Origin of the sequence: Streptomyces sp. WAC04114 (genome assembly GCF_019733245.1) — a bacterium.
In the GTDB taxonomy this organism is placed as follows: Bacteria; Actinomycetota; Actinomycetes; order Streptomycetales; family Streptomycetaceae; genus Streptomyces; species Streptomyces massasporeus_A.
Genome location: NZ_JAIGQA010000001.1, coordinates 103,420 through 117,582, shown reverse-complemented (window position 1 = coordinate 117,582; position 14,163 = coordinate 103,420). Strand labels below are relative to the sequence as shown.

The following is a 14,163-nucleotide window of genomic DNA, read 5'->3' as shown; positions in this document are numbered from 1 at the left end:
TCTAGACTGCGTCGCATGCCACCTCGCCGAAGCTACGACCAGTACTGCTCCGCCGCCCGTGCGCTCGACGTCGTCGGTGACCGCTGGACCCTGCTGATCGTCCGGGAGCTCCTCGCCGGTCCCCGGCGCTACACCGACCTGCACGCGGACCTGCCCGGCGTCAGCACCGACGTGCTCGCCTCGCGGCTGAAGGACATGGAGCGCGACGGCCTCGCGACCCGGCGCCGGCTGCCACCCCCCGGCGCGGCGTACGTGTACGAAGTCACGCCTCGTGGAAGGGAGTTGCTGCCTGTGCTCCAGGCGCTGGGGGCGTGGGGGCAGGCCGAACTCGGGGAACGCCGGCCGACGGACGCGGTCCGGGCCCACTGGTTCGCGCTGCCGCTGCTGCGCCTGCTGGACGGGGAGGGACTCGTCGAAGTCCGCCTGGAGGAAGGCCTGTTCCATCTGTACGCCGGCGCCGAGGACGGGCCCGTGTACGGCGACGGGCCCGCCCCGGGGGAGCCGGATGCCCGGCTGGTCCTGGACACCGCCACCTGCACGGCCCTCGGCCGGGGGGAGCTGAGTCTGGCACGAGCGGTGGGGGAGGGCCGGGTCGAGGTGAGCGGCGAGGGCACGCTGGCCAAGGCGCTGCGCGAGGAATGAGAGAAGGCCCGCACGAGGCGGGCCTTCTGAGGGTCGATCAGGCGGCAACCGATCCGGGGCCGGTCGGCTGACGGCCGGTCAGGCTGCGGGCGGCACCCGGGACGGCCGTCCCGTCCCGCGCGTCAGCGCGTACCCGCCGACTCCCGCCAGGGCGGCCAGGATCCCGCCGATCGCGGTCCACACCCACCGGTCCGACCACCAGCCGGACGCCCAGCCGTCCTCGGGTTCGAGACCGGCCAGCACCGCGGCGTCCTCGTGCTCCTCCTCGGACTTCGTGGCGACGCCCGGCACCAGCGGCTCGGCCAGCGTGCCGTCCACCGCGGCGGATCCGCCGATGTCCTTGGAGTCCACCCGTACCTCGCTGCCGACCGGGAGGCCGAGGTCGGCGGTGGCGACGCCGGTGGCGGTCAGCCGGACGTAGTAGGTGCCCGGCAGCGGGTCGTTGGCCCACGGCTCCGACCAGGCGCGGACCGTGCGGAGCACGCAGGTCAGTTCGACGGAGGACGTGCCCGCCGCGGCGGTGCGTGTCTGCGCCCCGTACCGGCACGCCTGGCGGCGGCGCAGACCGTCGTAGACGTCGATCTGCCAGGTCTGCCGGGCGTGGGTCTCCGGCAGCTTCACGGTCGCCTCGACCGTGGGCCGCTGCCCGGTGTCGGCGGGGAACGACCAGTACAGGTAGTCACCCGTGGAGCCGCTCGCCGTGGCCCGCTGCCCCTGCTCGATCTCCGTGGCCGTGCGGAACGACGTGCCGGCCTGTGTGGGGGCCGAGGTGTCGTCCGGCGACGGACTCGGTGAGGCGTCGGCCGCCGCCGGGGCGGCCGCCAGGCCGAGGGTCAGCAACGCCGCGCTCAACGCTCGTGCCACTCGCATCAGTTGGTCCTCCAGACCGCGACCCGCCAGCGCGACAGCCAGCCCCAGACGAGACCGGCGAGGAAGCCGGTGAGGATCAGCACGCCGAGCAGCCACCAGCCGCGGCCGAGGCCGAAGGATGCCACGTCGCCCGCCTCGCTCGGGGCGTCCACGACGTCCACCGTCAGCTCCAGCGGCAGACCAGGTGTGGCCTTCACGCCGGCGGCCGCGGAGAAGGAGTGCGAGACGGCGAGGCAGACCGCCTCCGCGGGAGCGTCCTCGTCGTCGCTCTCTGCCTTCGGGTAGCGCAGCCCCGTCGAGATCACGTCGGTGCGGCCGTTGCCCGCCGCCTCGCCGCGCACGATCTCGCGGCCCTTGGACGTCACGGCCCGCACCAGCACGCCGTAGCCGGGGTTCACGGCCCGGTCCGCCGCGACGCTCACCGAGGCGCGCAGCTCCTGCCCCGGCCGCACGTCCACCCGGTAGAAGCGCTGCTGCCCGAACTCCTCGCGGTCGGTGTACAGGCCCGACTTCAGCGTCGGAGCCCCGGCGCACCGGTCGGCACCCTCCGCAGGCACCGGCGTCACCACCGGATCGGCCGCCCGGTCCACCAACTGGTTCACCCGGTCGGTGAGTTCGTCCTGGTGCTCGACCGAGGTGTAGGTGCCGCCGGTGGCCTCGGCGATGCAGCTCAGCTGCCGGCTCAGCTTGGCGGTCGGGACCAGGCCGAGGGTGTCGATGGTCAGGCCGATGCCCTTGGCCGCGATCTCACGGGCCACCTCGCACGGGTCGAGCGGGGCGCAGGTGTCCTCGCCGTCGCTGATCAGCACGATGCGCTTGGAGCCGTCACCGCCGTCCAGGTCGCCGGCCGCCTTCAGCAGGGCCGGGCCGATCGGCGTCCAGCCCGTCGGGGTGAGGGTGGCGACGGCCGTTTTGGCCTCGGTGCGGTCGAGCGGGCCGACCGGGTAGAGCTGGGCGGTGTCCTTGCAGCCCGTCTTCCGGTCGTCCCCCGGGTAGTCGGCGCCGAGGGTGCGAATGCCGAGTTCGACCTCCTCCGGCGTCGCGTCGAGCACCTCGTTGAACGCCTGCTTGGCGGCGGCCATGCGCGACTGGCCGTCGATGTCCCGCGCCCGCATCGAGCCGCTCACATCGAGGACGAGATCGACCTTGGGGGCGTCCTGGCCCGTGGGTTCACCGGCGGCCGCCCCGGCCGGGAAGGCGAGCCCGGCCGTCAGCGCGGCGAGCAGGGCACAGACCCCTGTCGCCAGCCGTGTTCTTATGATCATCGCCGGATCCTAGTGATCCCCCCGCTCCGGCTCCAAAACGCCGGTTCACCGCAGTGGGTTGGGCAGTTCGGCCCACTGGTCCCCGGGCGTCCGCGGCGAGAGCCGCATCAGCGTCAGCGCCTTCGTGGGCAGGGGGTCGGCGCGCAGCGCCGCGAGGTCGGGGGTGCGCGGCAGGTCCCGTACGGCCGTCTCCAGTGCCGCGGCCAGAGCCGGGCCCGAGCCGGCCGTGCCGGCCAGCGCGCCCGCCACGAGCGAGCCGAACAGCTTGCGGCGCAGCGCGCGTTCGTCGTCGGTGACCATGCGGGCGGGCAGCTCGGGCACCGTGATGCCGTGCCGGGCGAGGCGGGCCGGGCTGATGCGGATGTCGGCCAGGTCGCGGTAGACCAGCCGCAGCGGCTCGCCCGTCGCCGAGAGGACCACCAGCAGGTTCTGGCCGTGCGCCTCCAGCGCCACGCCCAGCTCCAGCAGCCGCAGCCCGACGGTGAGGGCGAGCCGGGTGAAACCCGCCATCCAGGCGGGGGAGTCGGGCAGGGCGGTGGTGGCGAGCGCCGCCACCGGCAGGACCCGTTCGCCGCCGCCCGCGTATGTCTCGGGCGATTCCCGCAGGACGGCCGCGAAGTCGGGCGAACCGGCCGCCGCCGCCCCGAGGGTGCGGGTGACGTGCAGCAGGCCGTCCGTGCGCGCCGCGGGCGTCCCGGCGAAGTCCGACAGCACCGCCGACGCGGCGATCGAGGGCAGGGAGATGTCCCGCACCGACGACGTCAGCCGGGCGCTCAGCGCGGTCTTCACATGCGGCCCGCCGGGCAGCGCCAGCGTCCGCAGGGACATCAGCGGATGCGCGGGGCTGCGCTCCTCGTGTGTCCGCTTCAGCACATGCGCCGCCTGCCACGGGTGCACCGGCAGCACCACCCGCCCCCCGTCCCGCAGCTCGTCCGGCCACCCGCCCGTCACCAGGCACTCCTCCGCCCGCACCGGAACCAGCCCCAGCTCCACGACCGGCCGGTGCTCGGGCCCGTAGGCGAGCTGCTCGGCCACCGAGAAGCCCGGCCGGGAACGGCACGTCGGATGGAACGGATGCCCGTCGACGATCCGCTGCTCCCACTCCCAGTCGTGCTCCGGCCAGTCGCTCCGGCCACCCTCCTGCCCCGCCCGCGACAGCGCCAACGAGGCCACGCTGTGCCCGAGTTCGGCGGCGAAGGAGGCGGAGTGCGGTACGGCGAGGTCCGTCATCAGCCGCGCCGGATCCTCGTAGGCCCTCTCGTCCAGCCGTACGACCGTGACGTACGCGCCGGTCGCGTACGGATCCGGCCGGGGGCCGTGCAGCCGGCGGCCGTCCCGCAGGGACAGCGTCAACCCGTCCCCGCCCTGCTCGCGGCGGACGACCCAGGGCAGCGGATCGTGGGCGAGACCGCGCCACAGCCGGGACAGCACGGCCGCCCGGGCACCGGGCAGTTCGGCCTCGTACCGCGCCGGCAGACCGGGCCGCACGACGGACAGCTCGTCGGCGACCTCGGTCTCGGCGGTGGGGGAACGGTGCACGGGCGGGCTCCTCGGGTACGAATGCGGGTACGAACAGGGATGTCACAGCGCAGTGGCGACGACCCACATACTGATCATCTCCGCCCGGAACGCTGGAAGGACCGTAGGGACGAGTGGAACGCGTGGACCTCATGCCCCCGCCCGCCGACGACGACTCGGCCCCCGGCGACTCCGCCTGCGGCGACGGCCCGTCCGTCGGCGCTCTCGCCGACGCGTACGCTGCCGTGCCCCTGCTGAACTGCCTGCTGCGGGAGGTGGCCCGTCCGGTCCGTCAGGAGGGCGAACACCACGTATACCGGCTGCCCGGCGGGGACCGCCTGCTGCGGGTGCGCGGCACCCGGCGGCCCGCCGAACCGCACATCCGTGTGGCGGGTGCCTGGCACCGCGTCGGCCACGCCGAGCTGGTCAAACTCGTCGCCGAGGAACTGCGCCGGCACACCGGGTCGTCCAACCACGAACTGCCCGCCGAGATGCTCGACAGCCGGGAGGCCGTGGCCGCCCTGCTCGCCGCCCGCACCCGGGCCGCCCCGCCGGAGGACCTCTACCGGCGCTCCGAGCAGTCCCTCCTCACCGGCCACACCCACCACCCGGCCCCCAAGGCGCGCGGCGGTGGGCCGGCCGCCGCCTGGCTGCCGTACGCGCCCGAGGCGTACGCCCGTTTCCCGATGGCCCTGCTCGGGCTCCGCGAGGACACCGTCGTCGAGGAGGGCGACACCTCCGCCCTCGACGCCCTCGGCACGGCCCCGCCCGGCTACCGCCTGCTCCCGGCCCACCCCTGGCAGCTCGACCTGGCCGCTCCCGAACTCGCCGCAGCCCTCGCGGACGGCAGGCTGATCCGGCTCGGCACGACCGCCTTCGACACCTGGCCCACGGCCGCGATCCGCACGCTCTACGCGCCCGGGCACGACCTCTTCCTCAAGTTCAGCCTCGACGTGCGCATCACCAACGACATCCGCCGGCTGTGGCGCCACGACCTGCTCGCCCTGCGCCGCACGGACACCACCGTGTGCGCCGCCTTCGCGACCTTCGACGGGCCCCCGGCCTGGCTCGGCGACCGCGGGTACCGCACCGCGGACTTCGCCTTCGAGGCCCTCGCCGTCCTCGTCCGCGACGGCTTCGGCGACCACCTCCTGCCCGGCGCGACCCCGCTGCTCGCCGCCGGACTCGTCGAGGGCTTCGACGGCAGCCCGCTCGACCGGACCCCCGACCCCGCCGCCTGGTGGGAGGCCTATCTGGCCCAGGTCGTGCCTCCGGCGCTGACGGCGTTCGCCGAGCACGGCGTCGTCATCGAGGCCCACCTGCAGAACACCCTGGTCGCCGTCGACGCCGACGGCCTTCCGGTGCAGGCGCTGTACCGGGACGCCGAGGGCGTGAAACTGCTGCCGGACGTGACGCGGCAGGCCGGCTGGGAGCGGCTCGTGTACTGCCTCGTCGTCAACCATCTCGTCGAGATCGCCGGCGCCCTCGCCGAACGGCACCCCGGTTTCGACCCCTGGCCCGCCGCCCGCCGCGCGTTCGCCCGCCACGACCTCCCCGAGGTCCCCGCCCTGCTCACCTCACCGAGTCTGCCCGCCAAGACCAACCTGCTGCTGCGCTGGACGGGCGCGGACGGCGCCGACGCCCGCTACCGGCCGCTGCCCAACCCGCTCGCGGAGGGGACCTGACCACTCTTGGCCCCCCGCGTGAAAGGATGATCACAACGGCTGGAGAGGGAGGGTGCGGCATGTCCGCGACGCCGGACGCAGGGGTCCCCTGCCGCATCGTCGTCTGCCGGGACTGCTGCTGCGGCAGTCCCAAGGTCACCGGCGTCGATCACGCCGCCCAGACCGAGCGCCTGCGCGAAGCGGCACCGGTGCGCATCTCCGAGTGCCTCGACGTCTGCGACCAGGCCAACGTCGTCGTCGTCCAGCCCTCCGCCGCGGGCCGGGCCGCCGGGGGCCGGCCGGTGTGGCTGGGCCTGGTCAACGACCCGGCGGCGACCGAGGACGTCGTCTCCTGGGTCCGGGAGGGCGGTCCCGGCGTCGCGCCCGTGCCCGACATCCTCGGCCTGTACGTCTTCACGCCGATCGCGCGGCGCCGCTCCGACGGCTCGTGACACGGCGGTTCATGACACGGCGGGCACGCACAGCACCGGGACCCTCGACAGGTGCAGCAGCTTGTGCGGAGTCGAGCCCAGCAGCGCCCCGCGCACCGGGCTCTCACCCCAGGTGCCCACCACGATGACCCGGGCCCCATGGAGGGCCGCGGCCTCGATCAGCGCCTGCGCGGGCCGCTCGTCGATGAGCTCCACAGACGTCCGGACACCGGCCTCCTCGGCCACCCGGACCGCATGACCGAGCGCGGTGCTGCCGGCCTCGCGGACGGCCTCGTGATGGGCGCCGTACTCCTCGCCCGCGACACCGGGGGCGGCGGCGCCGTAGACGATCACCAGAGGTTCGTCGTAGGCGGTCGCCACCTCGATGGCCACGCGCAGGGCCTGCTGGGCGCCCGGGGACTCGTCGTATCCGAGGACCACCGACATCTTCAGGACTCCTTGCCGTCGACGAGGGCCGGGTCGACCACGCTCGGGTGTTCCGACCAGAAGGCGGGCGCCGTCAGCCGCCGCACGACCATGAGGATCACGCCCACGACGGCGATGCCGATGCCGATGACGAGTGGCGGGCCGAGCCCGAACCAGTCGCTGCCGGTCACGGAATTGGCCGGGTCGGCCATGTCCTGGACGGACTCCACCAGCAGCCACGCCAGCAGCCCGGCGCCGATCAGCGGACCGACGCCGATCAGGAGAAGGTCCGGGACGCTCCTGGTCAACTGGCGGCGGTAGTACACCGCGCAGGCGACACCGGTGAGCGCGTAGTAGAACGCGATCAGCAGGGACAGTGCCGTCAAGGAGTCGAAGAGGGCGTTCTCGCTGATGTTGTAGACGACGAGGTACCAGGCGATGGCGATGCCGGCGACCCACCAGGTGCTCACGTCGGGGGTGCGGAACCGCGGGTGGATGTGGCCGAAGTGCGCGGGCAGGGCATGCCGGCGAGCCATCGACAGGCCCGTGCGGGACGCCGGGATGATCGTCGTCTGGGTGGAGGCGAGGGCGGATGTCGAGACCGCCAGCAGCACGACCCAGTCCCAGTCGCCCATGGCCTCCTCGGCGAGCAGGGCGAAGATGAACTCCTCCTCCGCCGCGTTCTCGGCGAGGTAGTCCGTCCCCGCGTAGGCCACGACCGCGAAGGCGACCGCGACGTACGTCACCAGCAGCAGCACCGTGGACCAGACGGCCGCCTTGCCGGGGGCGACGGCCGAGTCCTCGACCTCCTCGGTGAGGTTGACCGCCGACTCCCACCCCCAGTAGATGAACACGCCCAGCAGCAGGGCGCCGGTCAGGGACGCCCCACCCGCCCCGAAGGGGTCGAGCCAGCTGAACTCCGGATCGATGGCGTCGAGGGTTCCGGTGTCGGCGTAGACGCGGTACAGCGCCACCACGGCGAAGGCGAGCAGGCAGACGACCTGCGCCAGGATGAGGACGTTCTGCACCTTGGCCGATACATCGATGCCGATCACACAGATGGCCGTCATCACCACGATGAGCAGCACGGTGAGCACCTGGCGCACCACGTCGTTGTCGGCCCAGCTGTCCAGGCCGACGGCGAGCAGGAAGAACGTCACGGCGACGTCCGCGAGGGACCCGACGACCAGGACGCCCGTCATCGTGATGGCCCAGCCGCCGAGCCAGCCCGCCCACGGTCCCATGGCGCGGGTGACCCAGGAGAACGTCGTGCCGCAGTCCTGGTCGACCTTGTTGAGGTAGTAGAACGCCGACGCGATCAGCAGCATGGGCACGAACGACGCGAGCATCACACCGGGGGCGTAGATGCCCACCAGCGCCACGATCGGGCCGATGACCGCCGCCACGGAGTACGCGGGGGAGGTCGCGTTGAGCCCGATGACCAACGCGTCGACGAACCCGATCGCATTGGGCTTCAGGCTCGCCTCCGGGGGCGGGCCCGCGTCCGTGATGTCCTTGGTCATGCTCCCTCGCTCCCGTCGTGTGTGCGTCCATACAACAGGGGCTATGGGGTCATTTGGCTCATTGGCGACCATTCAGGGCTTCATGTCGCCCTCCGGCTGCGGACCAGCAGGTGCAGGAAGTACGGCGTGCCGATCACCGCGGTCATCAGGCCGGCGCCCAGCTGGGCCGGAGCGATGACGGTGCGGCCGAGCACATCGGCCGTGCCGACCAGCGCGGCGCCGAGCAGGACGGCGACCGGCACGACCCGGACGTGCCGCCGGCCGACCAGGGCACGGGCCGCGTGCGGCGCCACCAGGCCCACGAAGCCGATCGTGCCGGCCGAGGCGACGGCGGTCGCCGCGAGCAGCACGCCCACCACCAGGAACCCGAGCCGGGCCCGGGGCAGTCCGAGGCCGAGCAGCCGCGGGGTGTCCTCGTCCAGGGAGACGAGATCCAGCTCGGTACGCCGGGCGACCGCGACGGCCAGGCCCAGTGCCAGCACGAGCGCGACGGGCAGCACGTCCGGCATGGTCCGCCCGTACGTCGAACCGGACAGCCAGGTCAGCGCCTTGACGGCGTTGAACGGGTCGGTGAGCACGATGAGCAGGCTGATCAGGGCGGTGGAACCGGCGGCCATGCCGATGCCGACGAGGACCAGCCGGTTCTGCCGGAAGCCGCCCCGGGCGGAGAGCCCGAAGACGATCGCGGAGGCCAGCGCGGCGCCCCCGAACGCGGCGCCCGCCACGCTCCAGGAGCCGGCCGCGGGCACGGTGGTGACGAGCAGGACGGCGCCCAGCGCGGCGCCGCCGGACACGCCCAGCACCCCGGGCTCCGCCAGGGGGTTGCGGGTCACGGCCTGCACCAGCGTGCCGGCCAGGGCGAGCGCCCCGCCCGCGCACAGGGCCGCGAGCACCCGGGGCACGCGGGTGTCCAGGACGAAGGTGACGGTCTGCCCGGCCCGGCCCTGCACCCAGTTGGCGACATCGCCGAGCAGGAGCTTGCTGTCGCCCAGCAGGACGCCGGCCAGCGTGACGCCGACGACCGCGGCGACGAGCGCGGCCACGGTGACGAGGAAGGCCGTCCGGCTGGGGATGCGCAGCCGGTCCGGCGCGTCGGCCCCGGCGGTGTCGCGCAGCCGCAGGGCCGTCACCACCAGGAAGACGGCACCGACCAGGCTGGTGACGATGCCCGTGGGCACGGCGACCGCCGTGTCCGCCGGGACGATGGCCCGCAGCAGCACGTCCGAGCCGAGCACCAGCGCGGCACCGGCGAGACCGGCCACGGGCAGGACCGCCCGGGCGCGCACGAAGCCCCGGAACCGGCGGGCGAGCGGACGTACCAGCGCGGGGGCGCACAGCCCGACGAAGCCGATGGGCCCGGCGAGCGTGACGGCTGCCGCGGACAGCAGTGCCGCCAGGACCACCACCGTGACACGGGTGGCCCGCACCGGGACGCCCAGACCGCGCGCCGCGTCGTCCCCGAGGGCGAGCGCGTCGACCCGGCGGGCCACCAGCAGCAGCCCGAGGAGTCCGATCAGGGCGACGGGCAGCATCTGCAGGACACCGTCGAAGCCGTTCTGGCCGATGCTGCCCTGGTTCCACTGGTAGAGGCCCTCCGTCTGCTGCGGGAACAGCAGCAGCAGCCCTTCCGTCACGGAGTTCAGGCCGAGCGCCAGCGCGGTGCCGGCGAGGACCAGCCGTACGGTGCCAGTACCGAGGCCGGACAGGGCGAGCACGACGGCCGCGGCCGCCAGTCCGCCCGCGAAGGCCACCCCGGAGGAGGCGAGCAGCGGCAGGGAGACGCCGCTCGCACCGACCAGCCCGAGGGCCAGGTACGAACCGGCGTTCACCGCGAGGGTGTCGGGTGAGGCGAGCAGATTGCGGCTGACGGCCTGCAGGACGGCGCCGGCGATGCCGAGGACCACGCCGACCAGGACGCCGGCGGTCATCCGCGGCAGCCGGGAGGCGACGACCACGGAGGCGTCGCCCGGATCGGCCTGCCCGGTCAGGGCCTTGAGGACCTGCCGCGGTCCGACGGCGGCGGTGCCCTGGGTGATGTCGACGACGGCCAGGGCGGCGACCAGGAGGACGAGAGCGGCCGTCACCGCGGCCGCACCGGTCCGGGACGCGGCCGCGGGCGGACGGGTGACAGTCGGCGCTTCGGTGACGGCCATGACTCCGCTACTTCGTCAGCGCGCCGACGACGGCGTCGATGTACGCCTCCATCGACTCGGGACCGCCGAACATCCAGATGCCGTCGGGCAGCCGGTGCACCTTGTCCGCCTTCACGAACGGCAGGGAGGTCCACACGGCGTTCTTCTTGAGCTGCCCGGAGAACGGGTTGCTGGACTTGTCGCCGTCGTTGCCTATGTAGGCGAACTGCACGTCCTTCGGCAGGGCGGTGAGGCCCTCGACGTCGGTGGTGCCGAGGCCGTAGGCCGGGTCGCCCTTGACCTTCCAGGCGTTCTTCAGGCCGAGCTGCTTGTTGACGGAGCCGATGAGGGAGCCGTCGGTGTACGGGCGCAGCGAGACCTGGTTGGACGTCACGTAGCCGTCGGCGAAGGCGATGTCGGTGCCCTCGAGCTTGGCGTCGGCGAGGGCCTTCTTGCCCTCGGCGACCTTGGCCTCGAAGTTCTTCCGGGCCGTCTCGGCCTTGTCGGTGGTGCCGGTGGCCTTGGCGATGAGGTCGAGGTTGGTGAACATCTGCCCGATCTGGTCGGAGGCGTCCGCCGACTTGATCTCCAGCACCGGGGCGATCTTCCGCAGCTGCTTCACGGCCGCGTCCGGCAGGTCGGAACTGGCCACGATGAGGTCGGGGGAGAGCGAGGCGATGGTGTCCATGCTCGGCTCGCCGCGCGTGCCGATGTCCTTCGGCTCGTTCTTCAGCGGGACGGCGGTGTCCCAGGTCTTGTAGCCCTTGACGTCGGCGACACCGACCGGGTCGACGCCGAGGGTGATGAGGCTCTCGACCTCGTTCCACTCGGTCGCGACGACCTTCTTCGCCGGGCCGTCCAGCTTGACCTTCGCGCCGGTGGAGTCGGTGAGGCTGATGGCCCCGGAGGTCTTCTTCGTGCTGTCGGCGGCCGGCTCGGTGGTGCCGCAGGCGGCGAGGGTGAGCGCCGCGGCGGTGGTGGTGGCCGCGGTGAGCAGGAGACGTCTCATGAGGTGGTGCCGAGCCTTTCGCTTCGGGTGGTGCGGGTGTGGTGCCGGCCGATCGGACGGGTCCGCAGGCGGCCGGTGTGGGGGTCTGTGTCGACGTCGATCCGGATGCCGTAGACGGCGGTCAGCCGCTGCGGGGTCAGGACGTCCTCGGGCCGGCCGTCGGCGACGATCCGGCCCGCTTCGAGCAGCGTGATCCGGTCGGCGATGGCCGCCGCCTGGTCGAGGTCGTGCAGCACGACCCCGACGGCGATCCCGTGGTCGTCCGCCAGGTCGCGGACGAGGTCGAGGAGTTCGATCTGGTAGCGCAGGTCGAGATAGGTGGTCGGCTCGTCCAGCAGCAGCACGCCGGTCTCCTGCGCGAGGCAGCTCGCGAGCCAGACCCGCTGCAACTGCCCGCCGGAGAGGTGGTCCGCGCCGCGCTCGGCGAGGTCCGTGACCCCGGTCAGCGCGAGCGCCCGCTCCACCGCGGCCGTCGCGTCCGGATCCGGGCGGCCGAAGCGGCCCCGGTAGGGGTAGCGGCCGAACTCGACGACGTCGCGCACGGTCAGCCCGCTGGGCGTGGGGCGACCCTGCGTCAGCAGGGCCACGTACCGGGCGAACTCCCGGGCGGTCAGGGCGAGGCCGTCGGTCTCGCCGTCGATCCTGAGCTCGGCCCGGCGGGCCCGCTGCAACCGGGCGACGGTCCGCAGCAGCGTCGACTTGCCGCTGCCGTTGGGGCCGACCAGGACGGTCACCTCACCGGGCAGCAGCGCGATGGCCGCGTCGTGCACGACGTCCGTGCCGTCGTACGACACCGTCACGCCGGTGGCCGACAGTTGATGCCCGCGCAGACGCGATCCGCCGGCGGGTTCTTCACCAGATCTCACGCGGCGAAGGTTAGCCTAACCTAATATCGCCTTGACAAGGGGGTGTGGTGTTCGGGTTCATCCGGTCCGCCACGACGCCGGGTCCCACACCCCCGAGCGGCGCAGCGACATCGGGCAGTGCAGATGGATCTCGTCGATGTCGAGCGGGTTGTCGAGGATGTTGTGGAAGCTGTCGCCGCGCCGGTTGCCCGGCCGGTCGGGCAGCGCGAGTGTGCCCGCGTCGAGGACGTGGGTGAATCCGGCCAGATCGCCGCGCGGGGAGACGTCGCAGTTGCCCTGGCGTCGGAGGTGGCCAGCGAACACAAGGGGGAGCGGGCCAGGATGTCCAGGTCCTGCTCGATGAGCCGGTCGTGGACCTTGTCGATGACCACGGGCCAGGGGGACCGCGTGGTCGGCGGCATCGACGTCTTCGAGTTCGACGACGCCGTCCGCATCCGCAAGGTGCACTCGGTGACGGGCCGGCGCGGCATCACCGAGGCGCCCGCCCCGGGGCACTGAGCGGCCTCGGCCCCGACCGCCGGCCCGCCCGGCCTGGGTACTATGGCACCTTCGGATTCCGCCCTCCGGGGAGCCTTGGACCATGCTGAGAGAGGTCACCGCGACCCGCTACGTCGAACCCCTGCGGTCCGGCGGCTCCGTCCCCGGGGTGGTCGAGGCGGACGACCTCGGCACCTACGTCGTGAAGTTCACCGGCTCCGCGCAGGGCCGCAAGGCGCTCGTCGCCGAGGTGGTCGTGGGGGAACTGGCCCGCGCCCTCGGGCTGCGCTTCCCGGAACTCGTCCTGGTGCACTTCGACCCGGCGATCGCGGACCACGAACCGCACCAGGAGGTACGGGAGCTGCACGCGGCGAGCGCGGGTGTGAACCTCGGCATGGATCACCTGCCGGGTGCCCGGGACTTCACCCCGGAGGTCGCCCGCGTCTTCCCCGTCGATCCGCTGGAGGCGGGGAGGATCGTCTGGCTCGACGCGCTGACCGTGAACGTCGACCGTACGGTGCACAGCTCCAACCTGATGGTCTGGCCCACCCTCGGCGTCGCGCCCCCGCGCCTGTGGCTGATCGACCACGGCGCCGCCCTGGTCTTCCACCACCGCTGGGACGCCACCGACCCCCGCAAGGCCTACGACTTCCGGCATCACGCCCTCGGCCACTACGGGCCCGACGTCCGGGCCGCCGACGCCGAGCTGGCGCCCCGCGTCACCGAGGAGCTGCTGCGGGACATCCTCGCGGAGGTCCCGGACGCCTGGCTCGCGGACGAGCCGGGCTTCAGCACCGCGGACGAGGTGCGCGAGGCGTACGTGACCTACCTCCGCGCCCGCGCGGAGACCTCCGCGGACTGGCTGCCCACCGGCTTCCCCACCCGGGAGGAGCTCGCCGCCGAGGAGGCCCTCCGGGCGGCGAGGAACCAGCAAGAACGCCCCGCGTGGCTCAAGCAGGTGCCCGACCTGCACGGCAAGCCCGCGGCCGAGCAGGATTGGTCGGTGCACCTCGGATGACGGACACACAGCGGGTCGAGATCGAACTGTCGGAGGACGCCCCGGGCGCCTCGGCGCGGGTCGAGATCGAGTACTGCACCCAGTGCCGCTGGCTGCCCCGCGCGGCCTGGCTGGCGCAGGAACTGCTCACGACCTTCGAGGCGGAACTCACGGAACTGGCCCTCAAGCCCGGCACGGGCGGGGTGTTCACCGTCCGCGTCGGCGACGAGATCGTCTGGGACCGCCGCGAGCAGGGCTTCCCGGAGCCGACGGCGGTGAAGAAGGCCGTACGCGACCGAGTGGCCCCGGGAAAGTCCCTGGGCCACTCGGAGCGGTAGCGGTT

Annotated in this window: 13 protein-coding genes and 1 pseudogene; 5 read left to right on the top strand and 9 right to left on the bottom strand. The window is 73.2% G+C overall.

Going from position 1 to position 14,163, the window contains the following annotated elements:
• Positions 1–15: 15 nt before the first annotated feature.
• Complete coding sequence (locus K4G64_RS00520; protein ID WP_221754015.1) at positions 16–642, top strand: helix-turn-helix domain-containing protein; 627 nt, start codon at positions 16–18, stop codon at positions 640–642.
• 78 nt (positions 643–720) lie between these two features.
• Here the strand turns inward: K4G64_RS00520 and K4G64_RS00515 are convergent, their stop codons facing one another.
• Genes K4G64_RS00515 through K4G64_RS00505 form a run of 3 tightly spaced genes read right to left on the bottom strand, consistent with a single transcriptional unit; the run spans position 721 to position 4,316 of the window.
• Entirely contained in the window at positions 721–1,512 is a 792-nt protein-coding gene (locus K4G64_RS00515) for a hypothetical protein (RefSeq protein WP_221754014.1), read from the bottom strand.
• Positions 1,512–2,777: a VWA domain-containing protein gene (locus K4G64_RS00510; protein ID WP_221754013.1), complete on the bottom strand. Its 1,266-nt coding sequence runs from the start codon at positions 2,775–2,777 to the stop codon at positions 1,512–1,514. Before K4G64_RS00510 ends, K4G64_RS00515 begins: the two co-directional genes overlap by 1 nt.
• Before the next feature lie 45 nt (positions 2,778–2,822).
• Positions 2,823–4,316, bottom strand: a complete 1,494-nt coding sequence (locus tag K4G64_RS00505; RefSeq protein ID WP_221754012.1) for an IucA/IucC family protein — start codon at positions 4,314–4,316, stop codon at positions 2,823–2,825.
• 113 nt (positions 4,317–4,429) lie between these two features.
• On the opposite strand from K4G64_RS00505, the gene K4G64_RS00500 reads away from it, so the two are divergent.
• The gene (locus tag K4G64_RS00500; protein WP_374206335.1) at positions 4,430–5,980 is read left to right on the top strand and encodes an IucA/IucC family protein; all 1,551 of its coding nucleotides are present in this window, start codon (positions 4,430–4,432) and stop codon (positions 5,978–5,980) included.
• Positions 5,981–6,039: 59 nt separating this feature from the next.
• The gene (locus K4G64_RS00495; RefSeq protein WP_221754011.1) at positions 6,040–6,411 is read left to right on the top strand and encodes a (2Fe-2S) ferredoxin domain-containing protein; all 372 of its coding nucleotides are present in this window, start codon (positions 6,040–6,042) and stop codon (positions 6,409–6,411) included.
• Positions 6,412–6,420: 9 nt separating this feature from the next.
• Here the strand turns inward: K4G64_RS00495 and K4G64_RS00490 are convergent, their stop codons facing one another.
• The 6 genes and pseudogenes from K4G64_RS00490 to K4G64_RS00465 form a co-directional block, all read right to left on the bottom strand.
• Positions 6,421–6,837, bottom strand: coding sequence for a universal stress protein (locus K4G64_RS00490; RefSeq protein ID WP_221754010.1), 417 nt, complete (start codon positions 6,835–6,837; stop codon positions 6,421–6,423).
• Between the two features lie 2 nt (positions 6,838–6,839).
• Complete coding sequence (locus tag K4G64_RS00485) at positions 6,840–8,339, bottom strand: APC family permease (protein ID WP_221754009.1); 1,500 nt, start codon at positions 8,337–8,339, stop codon at positions 6,840–6,842.
• Positions 8,340–8,419: 80 nt separating this feature from the next.
• The gene (locus K4G64_RS00480) at positions 8,420–10,492 is read right to left on the bottom strand and encodes an iron ABC transporter permease (protein WP_221754008.1); all 2,073 of its coding nucleotides are present in this window, start codon (positions 10,490–10,492) and stop codon (positions 8,420–8,422) included.
• Positions 10,493–10,499: 7 nt separating this feature from the next.
• Positions 10,500–11,480 (bottom strand): ABC transporter substrate-binding protein, encoded by a 981-nt coding sequence (locus K4G64_RS00475; protein WP_221754007.1) that lies wholly within the window; start codon positions 11,478–11,480, stop codon positions 10,500–10,502.
• Positions 11,477–12,346 carry an ABC transporter ATP-binding protein gene (locus tag K4G64_RS00470; protein WP_221754006.1) on the bottom strand — a complete coding sequence of 290 codons (870 nt, stop codon included), beginning with the start codon at positions 12,344–12,346 and terminating at the stop codon, positions 11,477–11,479. The genes K4G64_RS00475 and K4G64_RS00470 overlap by 4 nt, the downstream gene beginning before the upstream one ends.
• 57 nt (positions 12,347–12,403) lie before the next feature.
• Positions 12,404–12,780 (bottom strand): annotated as a pseudogene (locus K4G64_RS00465) (pyridoxamine 5'-phosphate oxidase family protein).
• 146 nt (positions 12,781–12,926) lie between these two features.
• On the opposite strand from K4G64_RS00465, the gene K4G64_RS00460 reads away from it, so the two are divergent.
• Positions 12,927–13,841 carry a HipA family kinase gene (locus tag K4G64_RS00460; RefSeq protein ID WP_221754005.1) on the top strand — a complete coding sequence of 305 codons (915 nt, stop codon included), beginning with the start codon at positions 12,927–12,929 and terminating at the stop codon, positions 13,839–13,841.
• A complete protein-coding gene (locus K4G64_RS00455; RefSeq protein WP_221754004.1) occupies positions 13,838–14,158 on the top strand; it encodes a SelT/SelW/SelH family protein in 321 nt (106 codons plus the stop codon). Before K4G64_RS00460 ends, K4G64_RS00455 begins: the two co-directional genes overlap by 4 nt.
• The last annotated feature ends 5 nt before the right edge of the window (positions 14,159–14,163 follow it).

Excerpts from the sequence above, each read along its gene's own strand:
- K4G64_RS00520 (WP_221754015.1), top strand. The coding sequence starts at position 16 with ATGCCACCTCGCCGAAGCTACGACCAGTACTGCTCCGCCGCCCGTGCG.
- K4G64_RS00480 (WP_221754008.1), bottom strand. The coding sequence starts at position 10,492 with ATGGCCGTCACCGAAGCGCCGACTGTCACCCGTCCGCCCGCGGCCGCG.
- K4G64_RS00510 (WP_221754013.1), bottom strand. The coding sequence starts at position 2,777 with ATGATCATAAGAACACGGCTGGCGACAGGGGTCTGTGCCCTGCTCGCC.
- K4G64_RS00485 (WP_221754009.1), bottom strand. The coding sequence starts at position 8,339 with ATGACCAAGGACATCACGGACGCGGGCCCGCCCCCGGAGGCGAGCCTG.
- K4G64_RS00515 (WP_221754014.1), bottom strand. The coding sequence starts at position 1,512 with ATGCGAGTGGCACGAGCGTTGAGCGCGGCGTTGCTGACCCTCGGCCTG.
- K4G64_RS00455 (WP_221754004.1), top strand. The coding sequence starts at position 13,838 with ATGACGGACACACAGCGGGTCGAGATCGAACTGTCGGAGGACGCCCCG.
- K4G64_RS00495 (WP_221754011.1), top strand. The coding sequence starts at position 6,040 with ATGTCCGCGACGCCGGACGCAGGGGTCCCCTGCCGCATCGTCGTCTGC.
- K4G64_RS00475 (WP_221754007.1), bottom strand. The coding sequence starts at position 11,480 with ATGAGACGTCTCCTGCTCACCGCGGCCACCACCACCGCCGCGGCGCTC.
- K4G64_RS00460 (WP_221754005.1), top strand. The coding sequence starts at position 12,927 with ATGCTGAGAGAGGTCACCGCGACCCGCTACGTCGAACCCCTGCGGTCC.
- K4G64_RS00490 (WP_221754010.1), bottom strand. The coding sequence starts at position 6,837 with ATGTCGGTGGTCCTCGGATACGACGAGTCCCCGGGCGCCCAGCAGGCC.